Origin of the sequence: Escherichia sp. MOD1-EC6098 (genome assembly GCF_002965865.1) — a bacterium.
Taxonomy (GTDB): Bacteria; Pseudomonadota; Gammaproteobacteria; order Enterobacterales; family Enterobacteriaceae; genus Escherichia; species Escherichia marmotae.
The window spans coordinates 93588-118411 of sequence record NZ_PTSN01000007.1 but is presented as its reverse complement, the minus strand read 5'-3'; the positions used below and the strand labels follow the sequence as shown (position 1 = coordinate 118411).

18 protein-coding genes and 2 pseudogenes are annotated in these 24824 nt (G+C 52.4%); 8 read left to right on the top strand and 12 right to left on the bottom strand.

Annotated features, from left to right (window positions below; translation table 11 throughout):
- The first annotated feature begins 1 nt into the window (after position 1).
- Both cusA and pheP read left to right on the top strand, forming a co-directional pair.
- Positions 2-3139, top strand: a complete 3138-nt coding sequence (gene cusA / locus C0K55_RS10135) for a Cu(+)/Ag(+) efflux RND transporter permease subunit CusA (protein ID WP_105266047.1) — start codon at positions 2-4, stop codon at positions 3137-3139.
- Between the two features lie 244 nt (positions 3140-3383).
- Positions 3384-4766, top strand: a complete 1383-nt coding sequence (gene pheP / locus C0K55_RS10130; RefSeq protein ID WP_000786335.1) for a phenylalanine transporter — start codon at positions 3384-3386, stop codon at positions 4764-4766.
- 96 nt (positions 4767-4862) lie between these two features.
- Here the strand turns inward: pheP and ybdG are convergent, their stop codons facing one another.
- The 6 genes and pseudogenes from ybdG to C0K55_RS27010 form a co-directional block, all read right to left on the bottom strand.
- On the bottom strand, positions 4863-6110 hold the full coding sequence (gene ybdG / locus C0K55_RS10125; RefSeq protein ID WP_001153127.1) for a mechanosensitive ion channel YbdG: 1248 nt from the start codon (positions 6108-6110) through the stop codon (positions 4863-4865).
- 107 nt (positions 6111-6217) lie between these two features.
- Positions 6218-6871 (bottom strand): oxygen-insensitive NAD(P)H nitroreductase, encoded by a 654-nt coding sequence (nfsB, locus tag C0K55_RS10120; RefSeq protein WP_001515940.1) that lies wholly within the window; start codon positions 6869-6871, stop codon positions 6218-6220.
- Positions 6872-6963: 92 nt separating this feature from the next.
- Positions 6964-7332: an MmcQ/YjbR family DNA-binding protein gene (locus C0K55_RS10115; RefSeq protein ID WP_000360970.1), complete on the bottom strand. Its 369-nt coding sequence runs from the start codon at positions 7330-7332 to the stop codon at positions 6964-6966.
- A 64-nt stretch (positions 7333-7396) separates the two neighbouring features.
- Complete coding sequence (locus tag C0K55_RS10110; protein WP_105266048.1) at positions 7397-7645, bottom strand: DUF1158 domain-containing protein; 249 nt, start codon at positions 7643-7645, stop codon at positions 7397-7399.
- Positions 7646-7710: 65 nt separating this feature from the next.
- Positions 7711-8829 carry a YbdK family carboxylate-amine ligase gene (locus C0K55_RS10105; protein WP_105266049.1) on the bottom strand — a complete coding sequence of 373 codons (1119 nt, stop codon included), beginning with the start codon at positions 8827-8829 and terminating at the stop codon, positions 7711-7713.
- 219 nt (positions 8830-9048) lie between these two features.
- Positions 9049-9316 (bottom strand): annotated as a pseudogene (locus C0K55_RS27010) (hypothetical protein).
- On the opposite strand from C0K55_RS27010, the pseudogene C0K55_RS10095 reads away from it, so the two are divergent.
- Positions 9249-9434, top strand: a pseudogene (locus tag C0K55_RS10095) (Hok/Gef family protein); the annotation flags it as partial. The pseudogenes C0K55_RS27010 and C0K55_RS10095 overlap by 68 nt on opposite strands.
- Positions 9435-9559: 125 nt before the next feature.
- Here the strand turns inward: C0K55_RS10095 and entD are convergent.
- Both entD and fepA read right to left on the bottom strand, forming a co-directional pair.
- Complete coding sequence (gene entD, locus C0K55_RS10090) at positions 9560-10180, bottom strand: enterobactin synthase subunit EntD (protein WP_077633338.1); 621 nt, start codon at positions 10178-10180, stop codon at positions 9560-9562.
- A 174-nt stretch (positions 10181-10354) separates the two neighbouring features.
- Positions 10355-12595, bottom strand: a complete 2241-nt coding sequence (fepA, locus tag C0K55_RS10085) for a siderophore enterobactin receptor FepA (protein ID WP_001034945.1) — start codon at positions 12593-12595, stop codon at positions 10355-10357.
- Between the two features lie 243 nt (positions 12596-12838).
- Here fepA and fes point away from each other — a divergent pair, with 243 nt between their 5' ends.
- From fes to wzz(fepE), 4 genes are all read left to right on the top strand, one after another.
- A complete protein-coding gene (gene fes / locus C0K55_RS10080) occupies positions 12839-14041 on the top strand; it encodes an enterochelin esterase (protein WP_105266050.1) in 1203 nt (400 codons plus the stop codon).
- A gap of 2 nt (positions 14042-14043) precedes the next feature.
- Entirely contained in the window at positions 14044-14262 is a 219-nt protein-coding gene (locus tag C0K55_RS10075; protein ID WP_105266051.1) for an MbtH family protein, read from the top strand.
- Positions 14259-18140, top strand: coding sequence for an enterobactin non-ribosomal peptide synthetase EntF (gene entF, locus C0K55_RS10070; protein ID WP_105266052.1), 3882 nt, complete (start codon positions 14259-14261; stop codon positions 18138-18140). Before C0K55_RS10075 ends, entF begins: the two co-directional genes overlap by 4 nt.
- A gap of 246 nt (positions 18141-18386) precedes the next feature.
- Entirely contained in the window at positions 18387-19520 is a 1134-nt protein-coding gene (wzz(fepE), locus tag C0K55_RS10060; RefSeq protein ID WP_105266053.1) for an LPS O-antigen length regulator Wzz(fepE), read from the top strand.
- On the opposite strand, the gene fepC is transcribed toward wzz(fepE), so the two are convergent.
- The 3 genes from fepC to fepD are packed head-to-tail and all read right to left on the bottom strand — an operon-like array spanning position 19517 to position 22322.
- Entirely contained in the window at positions 19517-20332 is an 816-nt protein-coding gene (fepC, locus tag C0K55_RS10055) for an iron-enterobactin ABC transporter ATP-binding protein (RefSeq protein ID WP_000140656.1), read from the bottom strand. The genes wzz(fepE) and fepC overlap by 4 nt on opposite strands.
- Complete coding sequence (gene fepG, locus C0K55_RS10050) at positions 20329-21321, bottom strand: iron-enterobactin ABC transporter permease (RefSeq protein ID WP_105266054.1); 993 nt, start codon at positions 21319-21321, stop codon at positions 20329-20331. The genes fepC and fepG overlap by 4 nt, the downstream gene beginning before the upstream one ends.
- Positions 21318-22322, bottom strand: coding sequence for a Fe(3+)-siderophore ABC transporter permease (gene fepD, locus C0K55_RS10045; RefSeq protein ID WP_016263035.1), 1005 nt, complete (start codon positions 22320-22322; stop codon positions 21318-21320). Before fepD ends, fepG begins: the two co-directional genes overlap by 4 nt.
- A gap of 110 nt (positions 22323-22432) precedes the next feature.
- Here fepD and entS point away from each other — a divergent pair, with 110 nt between their 5' ends.
- Positions 22433-23683 (top strand): enterobactin transporter EntS, encoded by a 1251-nt coding sequence (entS, locus tag C0K55_RS10040; RefSeq protein ID WP_105266055.1) that lies wholly within the window; start codon positions 22433-22435, stop codon positions 23681-23683.
- Positions 23684-23686: 3 nt separating this feature from the next.
- On the opposite strand, the gene fepB is transcribed toward entS, so the two are convergent.
- Positions 23687-24643: a Fe2+-enterobactin ABC transporter substrate-binding protein gene (gene fepB, locus C0K55_RS10035; protein WP_038355235.1), complete on the bottom strand. Its 957-nt coding sequence runs from the start codon at positions 24641-24643 to the stop codon at positions 23687-23689.
- Between the last annotated feature and the right edge of the window lie 181 nt (positions 24644-24824).

Genomic DNA, 24824 nt, shown 5'->3' with positions numbered 1-24824 from the left:
AATGATTGAATGGATTATTCGTCGCTCGGTGGCGAACCGTTTTCTGGTGCTGATGGGCGCATTGTTTCTGAGTATCTGGGGCACCTGGACCATTATTAACACGCCAGTGGATGCACTGCCGGATCTCTCCGATGTGCAGGTGATTATTAAAACCAGTTACCCCGGTCAGGCACCACAAATCGTTGAAAATCAGGTCACTTATCCGCTAACCACTACCATGCTGTCGGTGCCGGGCGCGAAGACAGTGCGCGGTTTCTCGCAGTTTGGCGACTCTTATGTGTATGTCATTTTCGAAGATGGCACCGATCCGTACTGGGCGCGCTCGCGGGTGCTGGAGTACCTCAACCAGGTGCAGGGTAAGCTGCCTGCGGGTGTCAGTGCCGAGTTGGGGCCAGATGCCACGGGCGTTGGCTGGATTTATGAATACGCGCTGGTGGATCGCAGCGGGAAGCACGATCTGGCTGATTTACGCTCATTGCAGGACTGGTTTCTTAAATATGAGCTAAAAACCATCCCCAATGTTGCGGAAGTGGCATCGGTGGGCGGTGTGGTAAAAGAGTATCAGGTAGTTATCGATCCTCAGCGCCTGGCGCAATATGGCATCAGTCTCGCAGAAGTGAAAAGTGCGCTGGATGCCTCAAACCAGGAAGCAGGAGGTTCGTCGATTGAACTGGCGGAAGCAGAGTATATGGTACGTGCCAGTGGCTATCTGCAAACGCTCGACGACTTTAATCACATCGTTTTAAAAGCCAGTGAAAATGGTGTTCCCGTTTATCTGCGTGATGTAGCGAAGGTTCAGGTTGGGCCGGAAATGCGCCGGGGTATTGCGGAGCTGAACGGCGAAGGCGAAGTGGCGGGTGGGGTCGTTATCCTGCGCTCCGGCAAAAACGCCCGTGAAGTTATTGCCGCCGTGAAGGACAAACTGGAAGCGCTGAAAAGCAGCCTGCCGGAAGGCGTGGAGATAGTTACAACATACGATCGCAGCCAGCTTATTGACCGCGCTATAGACAATCTCAGCGGCAAGCTGCTGGAAGAGTTTATTGTGGTGGCGGTAGTCTGTGCGCTGTTCCTCTGGCATGTGCGCTCGGCGCTGGTGGCGATTATTTCGTTGCCGCTGGGGTTGTGTATTGCTTTTATTGTCATGCACTTTCAGGGGCTGAACGCCAATATTATGTCGCTGGGCGGTATTGCGATTGCCGTCGGGGCGATGGTCGATGCCGCTATCGTCATGATCGAGAATGCCCATAAACGGCTGGAAGAGTGGCAGCATCAGCATCCTGACGCCCCGCTGGATAATAAAACACGCTGGCAGGTGATCACCGATGCTTCTGTTGAAGTAGGGCCAGCGCTGTTTATCAGTTTGCTGATTATTACGTTGTCGTTTATCCCGATCTTCACCCTTGAAGGACAGGAAGGGCGTTTGTTTGGTCCACTGGCGTTCACTAAAACCTATGCGATGGCGGGGGCTGCGCTGCTGGCGATCGTGGTGATCCCGATCCTGATGGGTTACTGGATCCGTGGCAAAATTCCGCCAGAAAGTAGTAATCCGCTCAACCGCTTTTTGATTCGGATTTACCATCCGCTGTTGCTGAAAGTATTGCACTGGCCAAAAACCACGCTGCTGGTGGCGGCGCTTTCGGTGCTGACGGTAATCTGGCCGCTCAATAAAGTTGGCGGCGAATTTTTACCGCAGATCAATGAAGGGGACTTGCTGTATATGCCTTCGACGCTACCGGGGATTTCCGCGGCGGAAGCGGCGAGTATGCTGCAAAAAACTGACAAGCTGATCATGAGCGTGCCGGAAGTGGCGCGGGTATTTGGCAAGACCGGGAAAGCGGAAACGGCAACTGATTCTGCTCCGCTGGAGATGGTAGAAACGACCATTCAACTTAAGCCGCAGGATCAGTGGCGGCCAGGTATGACGATGGACAAAATCATCGAAGAGCTGGATAACACAGTGCGGCTGCCGGGGCTGGCAAATCTGTGGGTGCCGCCAATCCGTAACCGTATCGATATGCTCTCGACCGGTATTAAAAGTCCCATCGGGATTAAGGTTTCCGGCAACGTGCTGGCGGATATCGACGCGATGGCGGAACAAATCGAAGAAGTGGCGCGAACGGTGCCAGGCGTGGCTTCTGCGCTTGCCGAACGCCTGGAAGGTGGGCGCTATATCAACGTTGAGATTAACCGCGAAAAAGCCGCGCGTTACGGTATGACGGTGGCGGATGTGCAGTTGTTTGTGACATCCGCAGTGGGCGGAGCGATGGTTGGCGAAACGGTGGAAGGGATTGCTCGTTACCCGATTAATCTGCGTTATCCACAAAGCTGGCGCGACAGCCCGCAGGCGCTGCGACAGCTACCGATTCTGACGCCGATGAAACAGCAAATCACCCTTGCTGACGTTGCTGACGTCAAAGTCTCTGGCGGACCGTCAATGCTGAAAACCGAGAATGCGCGACCGACGAGCTGGATTTATATCGACGCTCGCGACCGTGACATGGTGTCGGTGGTTCACGATCTGCAAAAAGCGATTGCCGAGAAAGTGCAGTTGAAACCGGGCACTAGTGTGGCGTTCTCCGGGCAGTTCGAGTTACTGGAGCGCGCGAACCATAAGCTGAAACTCATGGGGCCGATGACGTTGATGATCATTTTCGTGCTGTTATATCTGGCGTTCCGTCGCGTAGGCGAAGCGTTGTTGATTATCAGCAGTGTACCGTTTGCGCTGGTGGGCGGTATCTGGTTCCTGTGGTGGATGGGCTTTCATCTTTCCGTGGCAACGGGCACCGGTTTTATCGCTCTCGCCGGAGTCGCTGCCGAGTTTGGTGTGGTGATGTTGATGTATTTACGTCACGCCATAGAGGCAGAGCCGTCGCTGGATAATCCGCAAACCTTTAGTGAACAGAAGCTGGATGAGGCGTTGTATCACGGCGCGGTACTGCGCGTGCGCCCGAAAGCGATGACGGTGGCGGTGATTATCGCTGGTCTGCTGCCGATTCTGTGGGGAACAGGGGCGGGTTCCGAAGTGATGAGTCGCATCGCTGCGCCGATGATTGGCGGTATGATCACCGCACCGTTGCTGTCGCTGTTTATTATCCCGGCGGCGTATAAGTTGATGTGGCTGCACCGTCATCGGGTTTAGGCAAAATTGCCTGATGCGCTATGCCTTATCAGGCCTACAGCGTGAATTATAATTTATTGAATTTGCACGTTTCTGTAGGCCAAATAAGGCGTTAACACCTTATTTGGCAATAACAGAGTACTTTTTGTCGGCAATTTGCATAAGAAAAGGATACCCGGTTTAACTGTGTGGATTGTGTCTTGCGACGACCAGCACTAAATGTTAAAAGATGCCCCTCATTAAAAAAGACACACAGGGGAAAGGCGTGAAAAACGCGTCAACCGTATCGGAAGATACCGCGTCGAATCAAGAGCCGACGCTTCATCGGGGATTACATAACCGTCATATTCAACTGATTGCGCTGGGCGGTGCAATTGGTACTGGTCTGTTTCTTGGCATTGGCCCGGCGATTCAGATGGCGGGGCCGGCCGTGTTGCTGGGCTACGGCGTCGCCGGGATCATCGCTTTCCTGATTATGCGCCAGCTTGGCGAGATGGTGGTTGAGGAGCCGGTTTCCGGTTCGTTTGCCCACTTTGCTTATAAATACTGGGGACCGTTTGCAGGCTTCCTTTCCGGCTGGAACTATTGGGTAATGTTCGTGCTGGTGGGAATGGCAGAGCTGACCGCTGCGGGCATCTATATGCAGTACTGGTTCCCGGATGTTCCTACGTGGGTCTGGGCCGCCGCCTTCTTTATTATCATCAACGCCGTTAACCTGGTGAACGTGCGCTTGTATGGCGAAACCGAGTTCTGGTTTGCGCTGATTAAAGTGCTGGCGATTATCGGCATGATCGGTTTTGGTCTGTGGCTGCTGTTTTCTGGTCACGGCGGCGAGAAAGCCAGTATCGATAACCTCTGGCGCTTTGGTGGTTTCTTTGCCACTGGCTGGAACGGGCTGATTTTGTCGCTGGCGGTGATCATGTTCTCCTTCGGCGGCCTGGAGCTGATTGGGATCACAGCCGCTGAAGCGCGCGATCCGGAAAAAAGCATCCCGAAGGCGGTAAATCAGGTGGTTTATCGTATCTTGCTGTTTTATATCGGTTCGCTGGTGGTATTACTGGCGCTCTACCCGTGGGTGGAAGTGAAATCTAACAGTAGCCCGTTTGTGATGATTTTCCATAACCTCGACAGCAACGTGGTGGCTTCTGCGCTGAACTTCGTCATTCTGGTGGCATCGCTGTCAGTGTATAACAGCGGGGTTTACTCTAACAGCCGGATGCTGTTTGGCCTTTCCGTCCAGGGTAACGCACCGAAGTTCCTTACCCGTGTTAGCCGTCGCGGCGTGCCGATCAACTCGCTGATGCTTTCCGGGGCGATCACCTCACTGGTGGTGTTGATCAACTATCTGTTGCCGCAAAAAGCGTTTGGTTTGCTGATGGCACTGGTGGTGGCAACCTTGCTGTTGAACTGGATTATGATCTGCCTGGCGCATCTGCGTTTTCGTGCAGCGATGCGACGTCAGGGACGTGAAACACAGTTTAAGGCGCTGCTCTATCCGTTTGGCAACTATCTTTGCATTGCCTTCCTCGGCATGATTTTGCTGTTGATGTGCACGATGGATGATATGCGCTTGTCGGCAATTTTGCTGCCGGTGTGGATTGTGTTCCTGTTTGTGGCGTTTAAAACACTGCGCCGGAAAGCGAAATAATAGTGTAGGTCGGATAAGGCGTTCACGCCGCATCCGACAAAATGATGTCAACAATTTGAAGCCGCTCTCATCCATTCGATGAGAGCGGTTTTTTAATTACTGCTTAAATGCTTCTGCCAGGGAGCGAATATCATTGCTGGTTGGTGACTGATGAAGTCGCAGACCAAACTCTTCGACGATGGCAAATATGTGGTCGAATATATCAGCCTGAATGCTTTCATATTCCAGCCACACCACAGTATTAGTAAACGCATAGATCTCAAGCGGTAAACCATTATCGCCGGGAGCTAACTGGCGCACCATTAAGGTCATATCTTTACGAATCCGCGGGTGATTGCGTAGATATTCGTTCAGATAGGCGCGAAACGTTCCAATATTGGTCATTCGGCGCAGGTTTAATACTGACTCCGTAGAACCTTGCTGGCGATTCCACTCGTTAATTTCCTGATGGCGGCTGGTTAAATAGGGTTTCAACAAATGCGCTTTATTCAGCCGCTGCATTTCGGTTTCATCAAGAAAACGAATACTGGTGACATCAATGCTGATACTGCGTTTAATACGTCGACCGCCAGAGGCTGACATCCCGCTCCAGTTTTTAAAGGAGTCGGATACTAACGACCAGGTGGGAATAGTGGTAATGGTATTATCCCAGTTACGCACTTTGACGGTAGTTAAGCCGATATCGATCACTGAGCCATCCGCGCCGTATTTTGGCATCTCCAGCCAGTCGCCCAGTTTCAACATATCGTTCGCGGAAAGCTGAATCCCTGCAACCAGACCAAGAATCGGATCTTTAAACACCAACATCAGTACGGCAGCCATCGCGCCAAGACCACTGATCAGAATTGCCGGTGACTGACCAATCAGCAGTGAGATCATTAATATGCCGACCAGAATCGCGCCGATCAGTTTGATCCCCTGAAATATCCCTTTTAACGGCAACTGTTTTGCCGCCGGGAATTTCTGAGCCAGATTTAAAATAACATCCAGCAGGGAGAAGACTGAAAGCAGCGCATACATCATGATCCACAACTGCGCACAGGTGGTCAGGATATCAGCCGCTTCGGTGCCTTTTTGCAGCCAGAATACCGCCTGAATATTGACGATAATCCCCTGCAGGGTAAAAGCTAAACGGTGGAAGAGTTTATTCTGGGTAATGATTTGCAACCACAGCCGTGAGCTGGCGATGGCGCGTTTTTCGAAGGTACGCAGTACCACCCAGTGCAAAATAATATGCACTATTACGGCGGTCAGAAAAATAATACCGAAAATCATCACCATTGAGGTGGTGTGATCGATCTCAATACCCGCTAAATCTTCAACCTGGGATATTAAATCCTGCATAACGTCTCCTTTATACAACAGCGGCCTATGATGACGGGTGAAAGGGGGTTATGCAAATAAGTAAAATCTGAGGATAAATAGCCGGGCGGATGCCCGGCAAGGGAGAATTACACTTCGGTTAAAGTGATACTTTGTGGCAGACGAGATTTCGGCAGGGTAGCGTTAAAATCTTCGACGCTATGATGACCCACCGGAACGATCACCAGACTGGTGTAGCCTTTCTCTTTCAGACCAAATTCTTCATCGAGGATCGCGGCGTCAAAACCTTCGATTGGCACCGCGTCCAGACCCAGTGCCGCAACGCCCAGCAGGAAATTACCGACGTTGAGATATACCTGTTTTGCCATCCACTCTGCATCATCTTGCAGATCTTTACGGTGCATATCCGCGAAGAATTTGCGGCCTTTATCGTTCGCGGCTTTCGCTTCCGGCGTGGCAAAGCGGCCATCAGCATCTTCCTGGTCAACAACCAGCTTCAGCCAGGCATCGTCCATTGCGGTTTTCGCGCAGAACACCACGACGTGCGAGGCATCAAGTATTTTACGTTCGTTGAACACGTAATTATCGGCAGCGGATTTGGCGACACGCGCTTTGCCTTCTTCAGTGCTGGCAACGATAAAATGCCACGGCTGGGAGTTGGTGCTGGAAGGGCTGTATTGCAGCAGGGTTTTGATCTGCTCCGCCTGTTCTGGGGTAAGTTTTTTGTTGGCATCGAATGCCTTAGTGGAATGACGCTTTAAGGCGACAGAAATAATATCCATAAAGACTCCTTGTGAAAGACATTTGTGTGCCAGCAGATTACAAGGATCGAAGTAAAATGGTAAGCGAGAAAAATGCTCTATAGATTTACGTTTTAGCCTGGCCGCAGTCTTTTTTGATCGCGTTTGGCTAAGCCATCAACCACTAAATTCCATGAATCGTTGATCAGATCGCGAAGTAACGCTTCGGAGATTTCCTTGCCGGGATACACCGAAATCCAGTGCTTTTTATTCATGTGATATCCAGGCTTAATGTTCGGATATATCTGCTGATTTAACAGGGATTTTTGTGGATCGGACTTCAGATTTATGAAGGGGACGCCGCGCAGTTCTGACGACAGCATAAAAATCTTGCCGCCAATTTTAAAAACATCAAACTCCGGGCCAAACGGCCAGCAAAGCTCGACGAAAGGCAGCTCAAGCGCCAGGCGTTTCGCCGTTTCAAGCAGTGATTGCTTATCCATAAACTTTCCTTAAGGCGAAGGAGAATAAGCAAAGTATGCCGCGAACCGCGGCGATAATCGATGTTTAATCCGCCTGCGAGAACCAGCGTCGCCAGATAAATCTAAGAATAAAATATTCAATAGCGCCCAGCACTAAAAACCACAGACAAAATAACAAAGTGTAAAGCTGACTCAGATCCATCAGATGGAACGTGGCCATCAGTTTCTGTGCCAGCGTCAGCCCCAGCGCGGGGGCGGGCAGCAGCAGGCAAGAGAGGAAAGCCATCAACAAAATGCCTGCTGCGGCGGTCAAGGTTTCTAAAGGATGTTTCATAACATTGTTAAATGTAAGTTAAAACACCATTGTCAGGGATATTCTTCTGTAAGGCAATTCCCGACTTAGTCTCCGGCCCAAATCTCACAATGCTTTTTCACCAGCCCAATCAGCGAGCCGCCATCGGCAACGAAATCACGCATCAACTGTGCTTCATTCAGACCGCTGGCGACCTGGCGATGTAGGGCCTCAACCGCACTCGACGCACCAATTTTATGCGCAGAAGGGGCGATTTTTTCCAGCAATCGTAAGGTGTCTTCTGTTAGTGGCCGACGATCGCCGGTGTGTGGATCGGTAACAACGCCTTCCAGACCATAGCGGCAGGCCTGGAAACGGTTGAACTTATACAGCAGATAATCCTTTTCCTGATGCTTAAAAGGGCGTTCCGTCAGCAGCCAGTGAGCGGTGGACTGAATCAATCCCGCCATATTTATCGCATGGCTAAGGGTTAACGGAGTATCCATCACCCGAACTTCTACTGTGCCAAAATGAGGGCTGGGGCGAATATCCCAGTGCAAATCTTTAATGCTGTCGATCATCGTGGTGTAACTCAGGCAGCGAAACAGGGCTTCGAATTGCTGCCAGTTACTGACCCACGGTATCGGGCCATTATCGGGAAAGGCGGAAAAGATATTTGGCCGTGAGGAGACAAAATGGGTATCTGTTCCCTGCATATACGGCGACGCGGCAGAAAGGGCGATAAAGTGCGGCACAAAGCGCGATAAGCCGTGTAGCAAATAAATGGCGTCATCGCCACTGGCGCAGCCAACGTGAACATGCTGACCAAAAACAGTCGCCTGCTGAATGAGATAACCAAAGTGTTCCAGCGTCCGCTGATAGCGTGCGTTATCGCACACCTCCTGACGCTGCCATTTCTGAAATGGGTGCGTACCGCCACCGCAAATTTCCAGATGATTCTCCGCCGCAGCTTGCAGAACGACTTTCTGCATCGCTGAAAATTGCCCGGCAGCCTGGTTGATATCACGGCAAACACCAGTTGCCAGTTCCAGCATACTTTCGGTGATATCGTGCTTCACTTCCCCGGCGCTAATCTCACTTTTTACCGCATCAATTAGCGTTGAAGAGTCCTGACTAAGATCATAGCCCGGCGGATTAACCACCTGCATTTCCAGCTCAATACCGAGGGTAAAAGGTTCAGAAATATGAAAATCGGGTAATGACATAGGTTTCTCTTATGTGGGCGTTTTCGTTTCAGTATAGAAGTGGGCGCGGCTGGGCGAGATGCGGAAGTTCTGGAATGTTTCTTTTTTTGGTGATGATGAACTGATTGCTACTTACTACTGAAGCAATTTGGCTACTTTTGCAATGTGACAAGTTATGGCTGAGCTGGCTGGTGGCGAAGAATTTTGACGATTGGGGCGTATAGAAAAACTGGCTCAGCTTCAGTTGATCTGATGAATTGTGGAAAGCCCGAAACAGGATTTGCTGTATAAAAAAACAGTTATTTTACTAAGGAAGGGTAAGATAACCGCGGGTGCCTGAAGCTTTCCGGTTTCAGGTTTACTCTGAGGTCTGGAAAGATGAAGCCCAGGAGATATTTCTATCAACCCTGGGGCTACCTACCCAAACCTGAACAATTTGGATGCTAGTCCCTTCTTCGCATGGAGGCAATATAAACACGCTGACGAAATATGCCCTTGTGGCAGTCATAGTACTGTGTTTGACGGTACTGGGATTTACGCTTCTGGTCGGAGACTCGCTGTGTGAGTTCACCGTAAAGGAACGTAATATTGAGTTTAAGGCTGTTCTCGCTTACGAACCGAAGAAATCGCCGCTGTGCGGGGAGAAATCCCTGCATATCCGGTTGTCAGGTCAGGAATGGTAGGGCACCTGCTTTACACTTTCGCCCGCGCTCAGTGATGGCTGCGGGCGAGCCACAGCAAGAGTTATCCATTAATCGTGTTGGCACAGCGTTATGATGTGTTTTCCTCTTATCTGCCAGTGCACAGCAAACATCTCGTCCTCCCAACGAATAATGATTCGCTGTTTATTCCAGTTAACCACCTGATAATTTAGAAATCCTGCGTCGGTCTGTATCTTGCTTGCCTTAAATGCACTCTCTTTTGCTGAAAATGCCAGTGTAAGTGCCACAGGGAAAGGTAAATTGCAGCCTGTAATAAACTCGCGTTCAGTGGGGGTAATGATGTTATCTGTCAATTCTCTGGCTGTGTGTGCAGAAAAAATTTCTTCGATATCCACACCAATCGGTTGGTGAGAGACGATTGCTATAGCCGTATCCCCGCAGTGACTAATACTGCCGTATAAGCCCGTAGGCCAAAGTGGTTGGCGATGTTCACCGATTGCGGGCACACATTTATAGCCATATCCCCGCAACGCATGAACAGCAGCAATCCGTCCGGCTAAATGTTCGGCTTTGCGTTTACGTCCGGCATGTTGCAGTTGTGCGTAATGCGGCAGCCAGAACAAATCCTGCTCGTGAAAACTTGCAGGATCGAACTCAACAATGTGCAGCGTATGTCCGGCAAAGGGAAGGGAGGTATGCGTGGTTTTCATTTCGCCCATATTAGAGACTGATGACAAACGCAAAACTGCTTGATGCGCTACGCTTATCAGGCCTACATGGTTCTGCAATATATTTGAATTGGCAAGATTTTGTAGGCCGGATAAGTCGTTCACGCCGCATCCGGCATGAACGACACGCCCTTTGTCAACAATCTGACGTTAGTATCAGAAGTGAGTATTAATGCTCATATACCATGTCCGTCCTGGTTCGTTATAGGTATACGCGCCAGCACCTGCGATATAGTTCGCACCGGCAAGATCACCCGTGGTCTGGGCATTCCCTTCACGCCACAAACGCTTGTCGAACAGGTTATCCACGCCGCCAGTCAGACTGACGTTCTTCGTCACGTCCCAGGTCGCACTCAGGCCAACAATACTGTACGGGCTAATCTCTTTGGTTTCCGGGCCAACCGCTGGCTGGCCTTTGTAGTTATATTTCTTCGGCTGCTGTTTGCCATACCAGGTGAAGGTGGTTTGCATCGACAAATCTTCCCGCGCCTGCCAGCTCAGCGTTGAGTTCAACGTATATTCCGGGATGATCGACAAACGGTCTCCCGTGGTTTTGTTTTCACTCTTCAGCATATAAGTGATGTTGTTGGTCCACATCACCGTCTCGCTAACCGGCACGTTTAACGATCCTTCCAGACCTTCAACCACCGCTTTCGGCACGTTATCCCACTGATAGAGATCGGTGCCTGCCGCATTTTTCCCTACAGCCACATAGCCCGCTTCAATCTTGTTGCGATAGTCGTTACGGAACCAGGTCACGCCCGCCAGCCAGCCGTCGCGTTTGAATTCCAGACCAATCTCTTTGTTGATGCTGGTTTCTGCTTTCAGGTCATCGTTACCTTGTAGATAGCAGCCGCCTGCGCTGGCATAGCAGCCCTGACCTTTACTGTAGAGAATGTAGTTCGGGTTAGTCTGATATAGGCTCGGCGCTTTATAGGCGCGTGCGATACCCATTTTCAGCGTGAAGTCATCGCCTAAGCCTTGCGATACGTTTAACGCCGGGCTCCAGTTATTACCGACAATGCTGTGATGATCGAAACGCAGCCCCGGCGTTACGATGGTGCTGTCGGTCAGTTCTATATTGTCTTCTGCAAACAGCGAGAAAATTTCTGCTTTTGAATATGGGCTACGGTCGGTGGCACTCACACCATCAATAGCACCGCCGGTATTCGTTCCGGTCAGCGCCTGGGTGTTGGAACTCAAGTCCTTCATCCGCTGCTGATTCCACTCCGTACCCAGCGTCAGCGTCTGGTTAACGAAGAAATCAATCGGCAGGTTAACTTCGCTATGCAGCATCACGTCATCGAGATCGATATCGACGAAATCCTGCGTCGCTTTTTCGTTAAATTTTCCTTCGGTGCCGCCCGCCAGACCTTCCGGGATACGCGAGTTACGGGTGTGTTCATACTGCACCCAGTTGCTGGTGGTCACGCCGTTATCCCAGCCGCCGTTCCAGGTCAGTGAGTAGTTCTGGCGATAGAGACGGTTGGTTTCATCGCCGTATTTAGAGCGAGTGTAAGCGTCAGAGTTGGTGTTCTGGGTATCGCCCGCATACAGGTTGCCCTGGCGGCTGTAACCTGCTTCCAGTTCCAGCGATTGCAGCGGTGCGAAGTCCCAGCGAACTACGCCGTTAATGTCTTTGTTGATCACCCCTTCGCGCCCGGCTGGTAGGGTAGTTGCATAGGTTCCTGCACGTGCGGACTGATGACCTTTGTTAATATCCCACGCGTCGGCCTGCGTTTTGTCGAGGTTGCCGTACAAACGGAAGCTGAACTCGTCGCCCAGTGGACCGGTGAGGCTGAAGTTGGTGCGTTTGGTGGCACCTTCCTCTTTATGTTCAGGGGCATTGAAATAAGCATCCCAGGAACCGTGCCACTCGCCACTGCCTTTTTTGGTGATGATGTTAACCACGCCACCTGCCGCACCGTTACCGTAACGGGCCGCCGCCGGACCACGCAAAACTTCAATACGTTCGATCATCTCAGGTGGCACCCAGGAGGTATCGCCACGGGTATCACGCTCACCGCGCCAGCCCTGACGCACCGAGTTGCGGCTGCTGACCGGTTTACCGTCAATCAAAATCAGGGTGTTTTCCGGACCCATGCCGCGAATATCAATCTGGCGGTTATTACCGCGCTGACCGCTGGTGGAGTTACCCGTCAGGTTTACGCCTGGCATGGTACGGATGATTTCCGATACATCGCGGGCCACCGGGTTTTTGCGGATTTCATCTGCGGTGATGGTCGAAACGCCGGGAGCCTGCAAGTTCTGCTCGGCGGCGGTCACGACAATGGTATCGTCCTGTGAAACAGGGGTATCGGTTGGCTCTTGTGCCTGCGCTACTCCATAAATCCCCAGATTGACCAACAAGGCCAGGGAATGAATCTTCTTGTTCATTGTTTTTTTCCTGCATTTTTGCCACGAATTCCAACGGTCTAAAGAGACGTAAGCTGGATTGATGTCGCCCGTCACTGCGAAAACCTTTGATTCCTGAAAGACACGCAGTGCAGTTGGTTAATTAATGCCCGCGCTTGACATAGCGCGCCAATACGCTATTGCAAATGCAAATAGTTATCAATAATATTATCAATATATTTCTGTAATCAATGAAAAAATTCACAATAAACATAAGGTTATGATGTGACGGCGTTAAAGGTGGGAAGTGATAGCTGGTGGCAGTCGAAACATGGCCCGCAATGGCAGCGTCTTAATGACGAAATGTATCAGGTCACTTTCTGGTGGCGTGACCCACAAGGTTCTGAAGAACGCTCAGCGATAAAGCGCGTATGGGTCTATATCACTGGTGTTACCGATCATCATCAGAACAGCCAGCCCCAGTCGATGCAACGCATAGCAGGCACCGATGTCTGGCAGTGGACGACACAACTTAATGCCAACTGGCGCGGCAGCTACTGTTTTATTCCCACTGAACGTGCTGACATTTTTTCTACACCATCACCAGATCGCCTCGAATTACGCGAGGGATGGCAAAAATTACTCCCTCAGGCGATAGCCGATCCGCTGAATCCGCAAAGCTGGAAAGGAGGGCGAGGGCACGCTGTTTCCGCACTCGAAATGCCGCAAGCGCCCCTGCAACCTGGTTGGGATTGCCGGCAAACGCCAGAAAATTCAGCCAGGGAAATTACCTGGAGAAGTGAACGGCTGGGAAATTCACGCCGTGTATGGATTTTTACCACCGGCGATGTACCAGCCGAAGAGCGTCCGTTAGCCATTCTGCTCGATGGTGAATTTTGGGCGCAAAGCATGCCCGTCTGGTCGCCGCTGACTTCGTTGACCCGCCGTCAGCAACTTCCACCTGCTGTGTATGTGTTGATCGATGCCATCGACACCGCGCATCGTGCACGCGAACTTCCGTGTAATGCTGATTTCTGGCTGGCAGTACAGCAAGAGTTATTTCCCCTGGTGAAAGCCATTACCCCTTTCAGCGATCGTGCTGATCGTACCGTGGTCGCCGGGCAAAGTTTTGGCGGCCTTTCAGCACTGTATGCCGGACTGCACTGGCCTGAACGTTTTGGCTGTGTATTAAGCCAGTCGGGATCGTACTGGTGGCCGCATCGGAGTGGGCAGCCGGAGGGGCAACTGATCGAACAGCTTAAATCAGGCGATGTTAGTGCTGAAGGCTTGCGCATAGTGCTGGAGGCCGGGATTCGCGAACCGGTGATTATGCGAGCTAACCAGGCGCTGTATGCACAATTACAGACCACACAACAATCCATTTTCTGGCGTCAGGTTGACGGCGGACATGATGCGCTTTGTTGGCGCGGCGGTTTGATGCAGGGGCTAATCGACCTCTGGCAACCGCTTTTCCATGACAGGAGTTGAATATGGCATTCAGTAATCCCTTCGATGATCCACAGGGAGCGTTTTACGTTTTGCGCAATGCGCAGGGGCAATTCAGTCTGTGGCCGCAACCGTGCGCGTTACCGGCGGGTTGGGACGTTGTTTGTGAACCGCAGTCGCAGCAAACTTGCCAGCAGTGGCTGGAAGCTAACTGGCATACTCTGACACCCGCGAATTTCACCCAGCCGCAGGAGGCGCAATGAGTCAGCATTTACCTTTGGTTGCAGCGCAATCTGGCATCTGGATGGCAGAAAAACTGTCTGATTTACCTTCCGCCTGGAGCGTGGCGCATTACGTTGAATTAACCGGAGATATTGATGCGCCATTACTGGCCCGCGCGGTGGTTGCCGGGGTAGCACAGGCTGATACGCTGCGGATGCGTTTTACGGAAGATAACGGCGAAGTCTGGCAATGGGTCGATGACGCGATGACGTTCGAACAACCAGAAATTATCGACCTGCGTACCAACATTGATCCTCACGGCACTGCGCTGGCATTGATGCAGGCTGATTTACACCAAAACCTGCGCGTCGATAGCGGTAAACCGCTGGTGTTTCATCAGCTCATTCAGATTGCGGATAACCGCTGGTACTGGTATCAACGTTATCACCATTTGCTGGTTGATGGCTTCAGTTTCCCGGCGATTACCCGCCAAATTGCCAACATTTACTGCACATGGCTGCGGGGCGAACCAACGCCTGTTTCGCCGTTTACTCCTTTTGCTGAAGTGGTGGAGGAGTACCAGCAGTACCGCGAAAGCGACGCCTGGCAGCGTGATGCAGCATTCTGGGCAGAACAGCGCTGTCAGTTGCCGCCGCCAGCTTCACTCTCTTCCGCACCTTTGCCTGGGCGTAACGCTTCGGCGGATATTCTGCGCCTGAAACTGGAATTTACTGACGGTGAATTCCGCCAACTGGCTACGCAATTACCAGATGTACAACGTACCGATCTGGCTCTTGCACTGGCAGCCTTGTGGCTGGGGCGATTATGCAACCGCATGGACTATGCCGCCGGATTTATTTTTATGCGTCGCCTGGGATCGGCGGCGTTGACGGCAACCGGACCTGTGCTCAACGTTTTGCCATTGGGTATTCACATTGCAGCGCAAGAAACGCTGCCGCAACTGGCAATCCGGCTGGCAGGGCAGTTGAAAAAGATGCGCCGCCATCAACGTTATGATGCGGAACAAATTGTGCGTGACAGCGGACGTGCGGCGGGAGAGGAACCGCTTTTCGGCCCGGTACTCAATATCAAGGTATTTGATTATCAACTGGATATTCCTGGCGTGCAGTCGCAAACTCACACCCTGGCAACCGGTCCGGTTAATGACCTTGAACTGGCGCTGTTCCCGGATGAACACGGTGATTTGAGTATTGAAATCCTCGCCAATAAACAACGTTACGATGAGTCAACGTTAATCCAGCACGCTGAACGCCTGAAAATGCTGATTGCGCAATTTGCCGCGGATCCGACGCTGTTGTGTGGCGATGTCGATATTATGCTGCCAGACGAATATGCTCAGTTGGCGCAGATCAACGCCACCCAGGTCGATATTCCTGAAACCACACTGAGCGCGCTGGTGGCAGAACAGGCAGCGAAAACGCCGGATGCTCCGGCTCTGGCAGATGCACATTACCAGTTCAGCTATCGGGAAATGCGCGAGCAGGTGGTAGCGCTGGCTAATCTGCTGCGTGAGCGCGGCGTTAAACCCGGCGACAGCGTTGCGGTGGCATTGCCGCGCTCGGTCTTTTTGACCCTGGCATTACATGCGATTGTTGAAGCAGGCGCGGCCTGGTTACCTCTGGATACGGGCTATCCGGACGATCGTCTGAAGATGATGCTGGAAGATGCACGCCCGTCGTTGTTAATCACCAGCGACGATCAACTGCCGCGCTTTAGCGATGTAGCAAATTTAACCCGCCTTTGCTATAACGCCCCACTTACCCCTCACGACAGTGCGCCACTGCAACTTTCGCAGCCGCACCACACCGCTTATATCATCTTTACTTCCGGTTCTACCGGCAGGCCGAAAGGGGTGATGGTCGGGCAGAAGGCTATCGTTAATCGCCTGTTATGGATGCAAAACCATTACCCACTGACAGGTGAAGATGTCGTTGCTCAAAAAACGCCGTGCAGTTTTGATGTCTCAGTATGGGAATTTTTCTGGCCGTTTATCGCTGGGGCAAAACTGGTAATGGCAGAGCCGGAAGCGCACCGCGATCCGCTCGCTATGCAACGGTTTTTTGCCGAATACGGCGTGACGACCACACACTTTGTACCGTCGATGCTGGCGGCGTTTGTTGCTTCGCTGACAGCGGAAACCGCTCGCCAAAGTTGCGCGACGTTGAAACAGGTGTTCTGTAGTGGCGAAGCATTACCGACCGATTTATGCCGTGAGTGGCAGCAATTAACCGGCACGCCGTTACATAATCTCTACGGCCCTACAGAAGCGGCGGTGGATGTGAGCTGGTATCCGGCCTTTGGCGATGAACTGGCGGCGGTGAGTGGTAGCAGCGTACCGATTGGCTATCCGGTCTGGAACACGGGGCTGCGCATTCTTGATGCGATGATGCATCCAGTACCGCCGGGTGTTGCGGGAGATCTCTATCTCACCGGCATCCAACTGGCGCAGGGTTATCTTGGACGACCCGATCTCACAGCCAGCCGTTTTATTGCCGATCCGTTCGCTCCTGGTGAACGCATGTATCGTACTGGCGATGTGGCTCGCTGGCTGGAAAATGGCGCGGTGGAGTATCTCGGGCGCAGTGATGATCAGCTAAAAATCCGTGGTCAGCGTATTGAACTGGGTGAAATCGATCGCGTGATGCAGGCGCTGCCAGATGTCGAGCAGGCCGTTACCCACGCTTGTGTCATTAACCAGGCGGCAGCAACCGGCGGTGATGCGCGTCAGTTGGTGGGGTATCTGGTGTCGCAATCAGGTTTGCCGCTGGATACCACTGCACTGCAGGCGCAATTGCGCGAAACATTGCCGCCGCATATGGTGCCTGTAGTTCTGCTGCAACTTGCGCAGTTGCCGCTCAGCGCCAATGGCAAGCTGGATCGCAAAGCTCTGCCGTTGCCGGAACTAAAAGCCCATACGTCGGGATGTGCGCTGAAAACGGGCAGTGAATCGATTATTGCTGAAGCGTTTTCGTCATTACTGGGTTGTGACGTGCAGGATGCCGACGCTGATTTCTTCGCTCTTGGCGGCCATTCGCTACTGGCGATGAAACTGGCAGCGCAGTTAAGTCGACAGTTTGCTCGCCAGGTCACACCGGGGCAGGTGATGGTGGCATCAACCGTCGCTAAACTGGCAATGATTATTGATGGCGGAGCAGAAAACGCCCAGCGTCTGGGATTTGAAACCGTTCTTCCACTGCGTGAAAGCAATGGCCCGACGCTGTTCTGTTTCCATCCGGCGTCCGGTTTTGCCTGGCAGTTTAGCGTGCTCTCGCGTTATCTCGACCCACAATGGTCGATTATCGGTATTCAGTCACCGCGCCCCAATGGCCCCATGCAGACGGCGACAAACCTGGATGAAGTATGCGAAGCGCATCTGGCAACATTACTGGCACAACAACCTCGTGGCCCTTATTACTTGCTGGGTTATTCGCTGGGCGGTACGCTGGCGCAGGGTATCGCGGCGCGACTGCGTGCTCGTGGCGAACAGGTAGCATTTCTTGGTTTGCTGGATACCTGGCCACCAGAAACGCAAAACTGGCAGGAAAAAGAAGCCAACGGTCTGGATCCGGAAGTGCTGGCGGAGATTAACCGCGAGCGCGAGGCGTTCCTGGCGGCACAGCAGGGAAGTACTTCAACGGAGCTGTTTACCTCCATTGAAGGTAACTATGCTGATGCGGTGCGATTGTTGACCACTGCTCATAGTGTGCCATTTGATGGTAAAGCCACGCTGTTTGTTGCTGAGCGTACATTACCGGAAGGTGTCAGCCCGGAGCGTGCCTGGTCACCGTGGATTGCAGATCTGGATATTTATCGCCATGATTGCGCGCACGTGGATATTATTTCTCCGGAGTATTTTAAAGAAATAGGGCCATTAATAAATACACTAATTAATAACTAACCGTACGTTATTAACGAATCTGCCATAACCTCATGCAAAACCATAATCCGACTAAATGATTATGGTTTTTTTATTCTTAAAAATTATTTATTTCTCTGAGAACGGCATCATTGCTGGGATTGCTGAGTTTGCTATTCACTTTTGGATAATAATAGTGAAAGAGTTCTTTCGGATAATTCTCAGATCCTGTTAGAATGTTATAAACATTGTTGTGCTTTTATGGACTAAAATCTCAGGTTCAACCACATGTCATCACTGAATATTAAGCAGGGAAGCGACTCTCATTTTCCCGATTATCACCTGGCGTCGCCCAGTAATAATGAAATTGATTTACTTAATCTAATCGACGTTTTATGGCGGGCAAAAAAAACGATCATGGCAGTCGTTTTTGCGTTTGCCTGCGCAGGTTTACTTATCTCTTTCATCCTGCCGCAAAAATGGACCAGTTCGGCTGTCATCACCCCCGCAGAGGCTGTTCAGTGGCAAGACCTGGAGAAAACTTTCACTAAACTCCACGTGCTGGATCTCGATGTCAATATCGACCGCGGTAGTGTTTTTAATCTTTTTATCAAAAAGTTTCAGTCGGTTAGCTTGCTGGAAGAGTATCTGCGTTCATCACCTTATGTTATGGACCAACTAAAAGAGGCGAAAATCGACGAACTGGATTTGCATCGCGCTATTGTCGCATTGAGCGAAAAAATGAAAGCGATTGATGACAATGCCAGTAAGAAAAAAGATGAGCCGACACTTTATACTTCCTGGACGCTAAGTTTTACCGCGCCCACCAGTGAAGAAGCCCAGACCGTTCTGGCAGGGTATATCGATTATATCTCTACGTTGGTGGTGAAAGAGTCGCTAGAAAATGTGCGTAATAAACTGGAAATTAAAACCCAGTTCGAAAAAGAAAAACTGGCCCAGGATCGGATTAAAACCAGAAACTATCTTGATGCAAATATTCAGCGCCTCAATTATTCACTCGATATTGCTAATGCGGCAGGAATTAAAAAACCCGTTTACAGTAATGGTCAGGCAGTAAAAGACGACCCTGAGTTCTCTATTTCTCTCGGCGCAGACGGTATTGAGCGTAAACTGGAAATTGAAAAAGCAGTCACTGATGTTGCCGAACTGAACGGTGATTTACGTAATCGCCAGTATCTTGTTGAGCAATTAACAAAAGCAAATGTCAGCGATGTCAATTTTACGCCGTTTAAATATCAGTTGCGTCCGAGTTTGCCGGTGAAAAAAGACGGTCCTGGCAAAGCGATTATTGTGATCCTTGCCGCGTTGGTCGGCGGTATGGTTGCGTGTGGCAGCGTGCTTTTGCGCTATGCAATGGCATCCAGAAAACAGGATGCCATGATGGAAGGCCACTTAGTTTAAATCTTCGCGGTTGAAGGTGCCGTTCGTCCGAGCGGCACCACCAATGGTGTTCCTGCCACGGGATCATCAATAATCATGCAGCGCAAACCATAGATACGCTCAATTAATTCGGCAGTGACAATCTCCTTAGGTGCACCCTGGGCGATAATTTTTCCTTCTCGCAGCGCAATCAAATGGCTGGCGTAACGACAGGCCTGGTTGAGATCGTGCAGCACCGCAGCCAGCGTATAGCCTTTCTCGCGGTTTAGTTCACTGAGCAACTCCAGCAAATCAATCTGATGACTGATATCCAGCCAGGTCGTTGGCTCATCGAGCAACATAATCGCCGTTTCCTGGGCCAGCACCATCGCGATCCACGCTCGCTGTCGTTGCCCGCCGGAGAGGGTATCCACGCTTTGATTCGCCAGATGAGTAATTCCCGTGGCCTGCATCGCTTTTGTAACCGCCTCTTCATCTTCTTTCCGCCAGCGGGTAAACAACGGCTGATGCGGATAGCGCCCACGCGCTACCAGCTCCTGAACGGTGATGTCGCCCGGCGTGGTAGCGTTTTGCGCCAGCAGACCAATCCGGCGTGCGACCTCTTTACTGGCGAAACGCTGAATCTGTTCGCCATCCAGCCAGACATGCCCGTGAGCGGGTGTCATCAGACGGCTTAACGTGCGCAGCAAAGTGGATTTACCGCAGCCGTTTGGCCCGATAATCGCCGTGAAATGACCGTCAGGGATCTCTACGGTCAGATTTTCCGCAACGGTATATTTGCCATATCCCAGGGTTAACTGCTCGCCGCGCAAACGGGCTACTGATTCGGTCATTTTTTGCGAGACTCCTGAATTAACAAGACGATAAGGTAAATACCGCCGAGGCTGACGGTGACGACGCCAACCGGAAGTTGATACGGCATAAACAGTTGCTGAGCGCAGAGGTCTGCTGCCAGCAGTAACAGCGCGCCACATAGTGCCGCCTGGGTCAGCCCCCAGCGAGCGGTGCCGCTAATGCGTCGGGCAATATGCGGCGCGACCAGCGCAATAAAGGAGATCGGCCCCGCCAGTGCAGTTGCAGCAGCGGTAAGCACCACCGCCACCAGCATCATTAACAGACGCGAGCGTTCGACGCTGACGCCCAGCGCGCAGGCGGTATCATCGCCCATCTCCAGCAAGTGCATCCGCCTTACCAGCAAGGCTGCGGCAATTAACATCAAAATAATGATTGGCGCGGAAGGCCAGGTTTTCGCCCATGTCAGGCCGTTGAGCGAGCCGGCATTCCACAAACCCGCCGTTAGCGCCGTCTCTAATGAGGCTTTAAGCAATAGCCAGGTATTAAAGGCCACCAGCATGGCGCGAACGCCGATACCGATAATAATCAGGCGAAAGGTGTCGATACCGTTACGCCAGGCGAGCAGCCAGACCAGTAGTGAAGTGACAATGCCACCCGCCATTGCTGCCAGGGCGATAGCCGTCAGGTCCTGACCAAACAGTACCATCGCCACCAGCACGCCGCTCCACGCCCCGGTGTTAAAGCCCATCACGTCAGGGCTGCCGAGTGGGTTACGCATCAGCGACTGAAAAATAGCGCCGCTGACGCCCAGCGCCGCGCCAATTAACAGCGCCATCAGCACGCGCGGTAAGCGCCATTCGGTGACGACCATTGTCATACTGCGGGGAGCATCATCCATCAGCGCGGCGAATACCTGCGATGTTTCCAGTGTCACAGCACCACTGCGTAATCCCCAGATGCCCGCCACGATACAGGCGGTAATCAGCAACAAACAGGTTATGAGTAATCTGCGAGAGACGTAAATCATGCGCCACCTCGCGTTTTACGTCGGACGAGGAAGATTAATACCGGTGCGCCAATAAAGGCGCTGACCACGGAAACGCGCAGCTCGCCGGGCACAATCACACGCCCGATGATATCGGCAAACAGCAGCAGGACAGGCGTGGCGAGTAGTGTAACGGGGAGTGACCAGCGATGATCTGCTCCTACCAACCAGCGTGCCATATGCGGCATCATCAGGCCAATAAAGGCAATCGGACCCACCACTGCCGTCGCACTACCGCAAAGCACAGTAATCGCCAGCAGACCAATCAACTGTGTGCGCGCTACGCGGCTACCCAGCGCCGTCGCGGTGTCGTTTCCCAGACTTAAACTATTCAACGCACGACTCAGTAAGAGTGCGGTTGCTCCGGCGATCAGCACCGGGATCAGCACCACTTTTAAGGTATGGAGGTTGCGAATATCCAGTGAACCGGCTTGCCAGAAACGCAACTGATCGTAGACGTCAGGATTAAGCAGGGCGATGCCGCTGGTCAGCCCTTCCAGTACCGCCGCCAGCGCCACGCCCGCCAGGGTTAAACGCACCGGACTTAACTGCCCGCCGCCCTGGCTGCCGGTAAAGGCAACAATCAACGAGGCCACCAGCGCGCCAGCGAAAGCCATCGCCAGTTGTTCCTGGGCGGAAGAGTAACCAAACAGCGCTGCGCCGAGCACAATGGCAAAGCTGGCTCCGGCGTTCACGCCAAGCAAACCGGGATCGGCAAGCGGGTTTCGGGTGAGGGTTTGCATTAACGCCCCGGCAAGGCCAAGCGCTCCGCCCGCCAGCAATCCGGCAAGGGTGCGCGGCAGTCGGGCGTCGAGCACGATGGTGCAGTCGGCGCTCTGGCAGGTGCCGGAGAGTGCCTCCAGTACCACGGAGGCGGGGAGTGATTTTGCCCCAATGAGCAGGCTTAATGCCGTCGCGATAATCAGTAATAACAGCAATCCGGGCACGGCAATGGCGCGTGTCACGGCAACAGAACCAGACATACGAACTTCCATGATAATGAAATTAATTATCGTTATCGATCTTATTTGGATATGTTAGCATGTGCAGCCTAAGAATAGGTATTTAAAATATTTGATGGCAAGGCATTGTAATGAATAAACAATCCTGGCTGCTTAACCTCAGCCTGTTGAAAACGCACCCGGCGTTTCGCGCAGTATTCCTCGCTCGTTTTATCTCAATTGTTTCTCTGGGGTTGCTCGGCGTCGCGGTGCCGGTGCAGATCCAGATGATGACGAATTCCACCTGGCAGGTTGGGCTTTCAGTGACGCTGACCGGCGGCGCGATGTTTGTCGGTCTGATGGTCGGTGGTGTGCTGGCGGATCGTTATGAGCGCAAAAAAGTGATTTTGCTGGCGCGCGGCACCTGTGGCATTGGCTTTATTGGTCTGTGTCTGAACGCGCTGTTGCCGGAGTCATCACTATTGGCAATCTATTTACTCGGTTTATGGGATGGTTTTTTTGCCTCGCTGGGCGTTACGGCGCTGCTGGCGGCAACGCCTGCGCTAGTTGGGCGGGAAAACTTAATGCAGGCCGGGGCGATTACCATGTTGACCGTGCGCCTGGGATCGGTAATTTCGCCCATGATGGGTGGCTTACTGCTGGCGACTGGCGGCGTCGCCTGGAACTACGGGCTGGCGGCGGCAGGAACGTTCATCACTTTACTGCCTCTGTTAAGCCTTCCGGCACTGCCGCCGCCACCGCAGCCGCGTGAGCATCCGCTGAAATCGCTTCTGGCAGCCTTTCGTTTTCTGCTCGCCAGCCCGCTGGTGGGCGGCATTGCGCTGTTGGGTGGGTTGTTGACGATGGCGAGTGCGGTGCGGGTACTGTATCCGGCGCTGGCAATCAACTGGCAGATGTCGGCGGCGCAGATTGGCTTTCTCTATGCGGCAATTCCGCTCGGTGCGGCAATCGGGGCGTTGACTAGCGGGAAACTGGCGCATAGCGTGCGGCCAGGATTGTTAATGCTGCTTTCCACATTAGGTTCATTTCTCGCCATTGGTTTGTTTGGCCTGATGCCAATGTGGATTCCGGGCGCGGTTTGTCTGGCGCTGTTCGGCTGGCTGAGCGCGGTCAGTTCGTTGCTGCAATATACAATGCTGCAAACGCAAACTCCGGAAGCGATGTTAGGGCGGATTAACGGTTTGTGGACGGCGCAGAACGTGACGGGCGATGCGATTGGTGCGGCGTTGCTGGGCGGTCTGGGGGCGATGATGACACCGGTTACATCCGCCAGTGTCAGTGGCTTTGGCTTGTTGATTATCGGTGTATTGTTGTTGCTGGTGCTGGTGGAGTTGCGCCGTTTTCGCCAGACGCCACCACAAGCGGCAGCGTCCGACAGTTAATGCTTAGAACAGCGCCTTAAGTCGTTCCAGCACTTGCATGGCGCTGTAGTAATCCAGACGGAACGTCTCGGTTCCCAGTGCATAAACCTGCTTGTTCTGTACTGCAGGCAGGTGCGCGAGCAGCGGATTAGCATAAATTGCATCGGCATCTTTCTGATCGCCGGCGAACAGGAACAGCGACTCACCGTTTAACCCGGCAGCCAGATTTTCTCCACCAAGCTGAATGATGTCATGGCGTTTGCCCTGACTTTGACTGGCGTTTAAGCCCGCTGGCAGTTTCGCCAGCGTAAAGCCGAGTTGTTCCAGCATCTGCCCTTGTGCTGATTCCGGCGTCCAGAGATTGGCACTGTGTGCAGCGGCGGTATAGACAATGGCAGTGACCGGCTGCGGCGGTAATTTGATTTGCTCTTTCGCTGCCGCCAGTTGCTTATCAAACTGCGCAATCCGCTCTGCCGCTTGTTTCTCATGCCCGGTAATTTCGCCAAGTTGCGTTAACAGCGACTGCCAGCTTTTGTCGTCGTAATTGATAATTAACGTCGGCGCGATGGTGGAAAGCTGATCGTACAGTGGCATTGCAGAATCGCCGCCGGTTGCGCTAATCAAAATCAGATCCGGCATTTGTGCGGCTACCGCTTCGGCGTTCGGTTCTCCGATATAGAGGCGCTGCAGTTTGCGTTCCTTCGCAACATCGCTCCACTGGCGCAAGAATCCCTGGTCGTCCGCGACGCGGTTATTCGGCGTAGTTGCACCACTGGCAATCACCGGAGCGTCTATCGCCAGCAGCGACCCCGTCAGCGTGACGCTGGTTGAGACGATGCGCTGTGGCTGGCTTTCCAGCGTATGGCTGCCGCGGCTGTCAGTCACCTGACGTGGCCAGTCGGCGGCCTGTACTGTGGATATTCCAGAAAGCAAAAGTCCTGCTAAGAAAAGGGTCTTACGGTAGAGCGGGGCGAGTCTCACGAATCAGCGTCCTGTTATTAGTGAAGTTAATGCTTCTCATTTTCATTGTAACGACAAGCAGATGCAAGCCCGAGTCGTAGATTGTGTTGCGGCAAGAGTTGACATAGTGGCTGTTTGCTTTTAGGTTAGCGACCGAAAATATAAATGATAATCATTATTAAAGCCTTTATCATTTTGTGGA

Coding starts and splice junctions, on each gene's coding strand:
- fepA (WP_001034945.1), bottom strand. CDS start 12,595: ATGAACAAGAAGATTCATTCCCTGGCCTTGTTGGTCAATCTGGGGATT.
- C0K55_RS10110 (WP_105266048.1), bottom strand. CDS start 7,645: ATGAAACATCCTTTAGAAACCTTGACCGCCGCAGCAGGCATTTTGTTG.
- C0K55_RS10115 (WP_000360970.1), bottom strand. CDS start 7,332: ATGGATAAGCAATCACTGCTTGAAACGGCGAAACGCCTGGCGCTTGAG.
- entD (WP_077633338.1), bottom strand. CDS start 10,180: ATGAAAACCACGCATACCTCCCTTCCCTTTGCCGGACATACGCTGCAC.
- entF (WP_105266052.1), top strand. CDS start 14,259: ATGAGTCAGCATTTACCTTTGGTTGCAGCGCAATCTGGCATCTGGATG.
- fepD (WP_016263035.1), bottom strand. CDS start 22,322: ATGTCTGGTTCTGTTGCCGTGACACGCGCCATTGCCGTGCCCGGATTG.
- cusA (WP_105266047.1), top strand. CDS start 2: ATGATTGAATGGATTATTCGTCGCTCGGTGGCGAACCGTTTTCTGGTG.
- C0K55_RS10105 (WP_105266049.1), bottom strand. CDS start 8,829: ATGTCATTACCCGATTTTCATATTTCTGAACCTTTTACCCTCGGTATT.
- nfsB (WP_001515940.1), bottom strand. CDS start 6,871: ATGGATATTATTTCTGTCGCCTTAAAGCGTCATTCCACTAAGGCATTC.
- fepG (WP_105266054.1), bottom strand. CDS start 21,321: ATGATTTACGTCTCTCGCAGATTACTCATAACCTGTTTGTTGCTGATT.
- ybdG (WP_001153127.1), bottom strand. CDS start 6,110: ATGCAGGATTTAATATCCCAGGTTGAAGATTTAGCGGGTATTGAGATC.
- fepC (WP_000140656.1), bottom strand. CDS start 20,332: ATGACCGAATCAGTAGCCCGTTTGCGCGGCGAGCAGTTAACCCTGGGA.
- entS (WP_105266055.1), top strand. CDS start 22,433: ATGAATAAACAATCCTGGCTGCTTAACCTCAGCCTGTTGAAAACGCAC.
- C0K55_RS10075 (WP_105266051.1), top strand. CDS start 14,044: ATGGCATTCAGTAATCCCTTCGATGATCCACAGGGAGCGTTTTACGTT.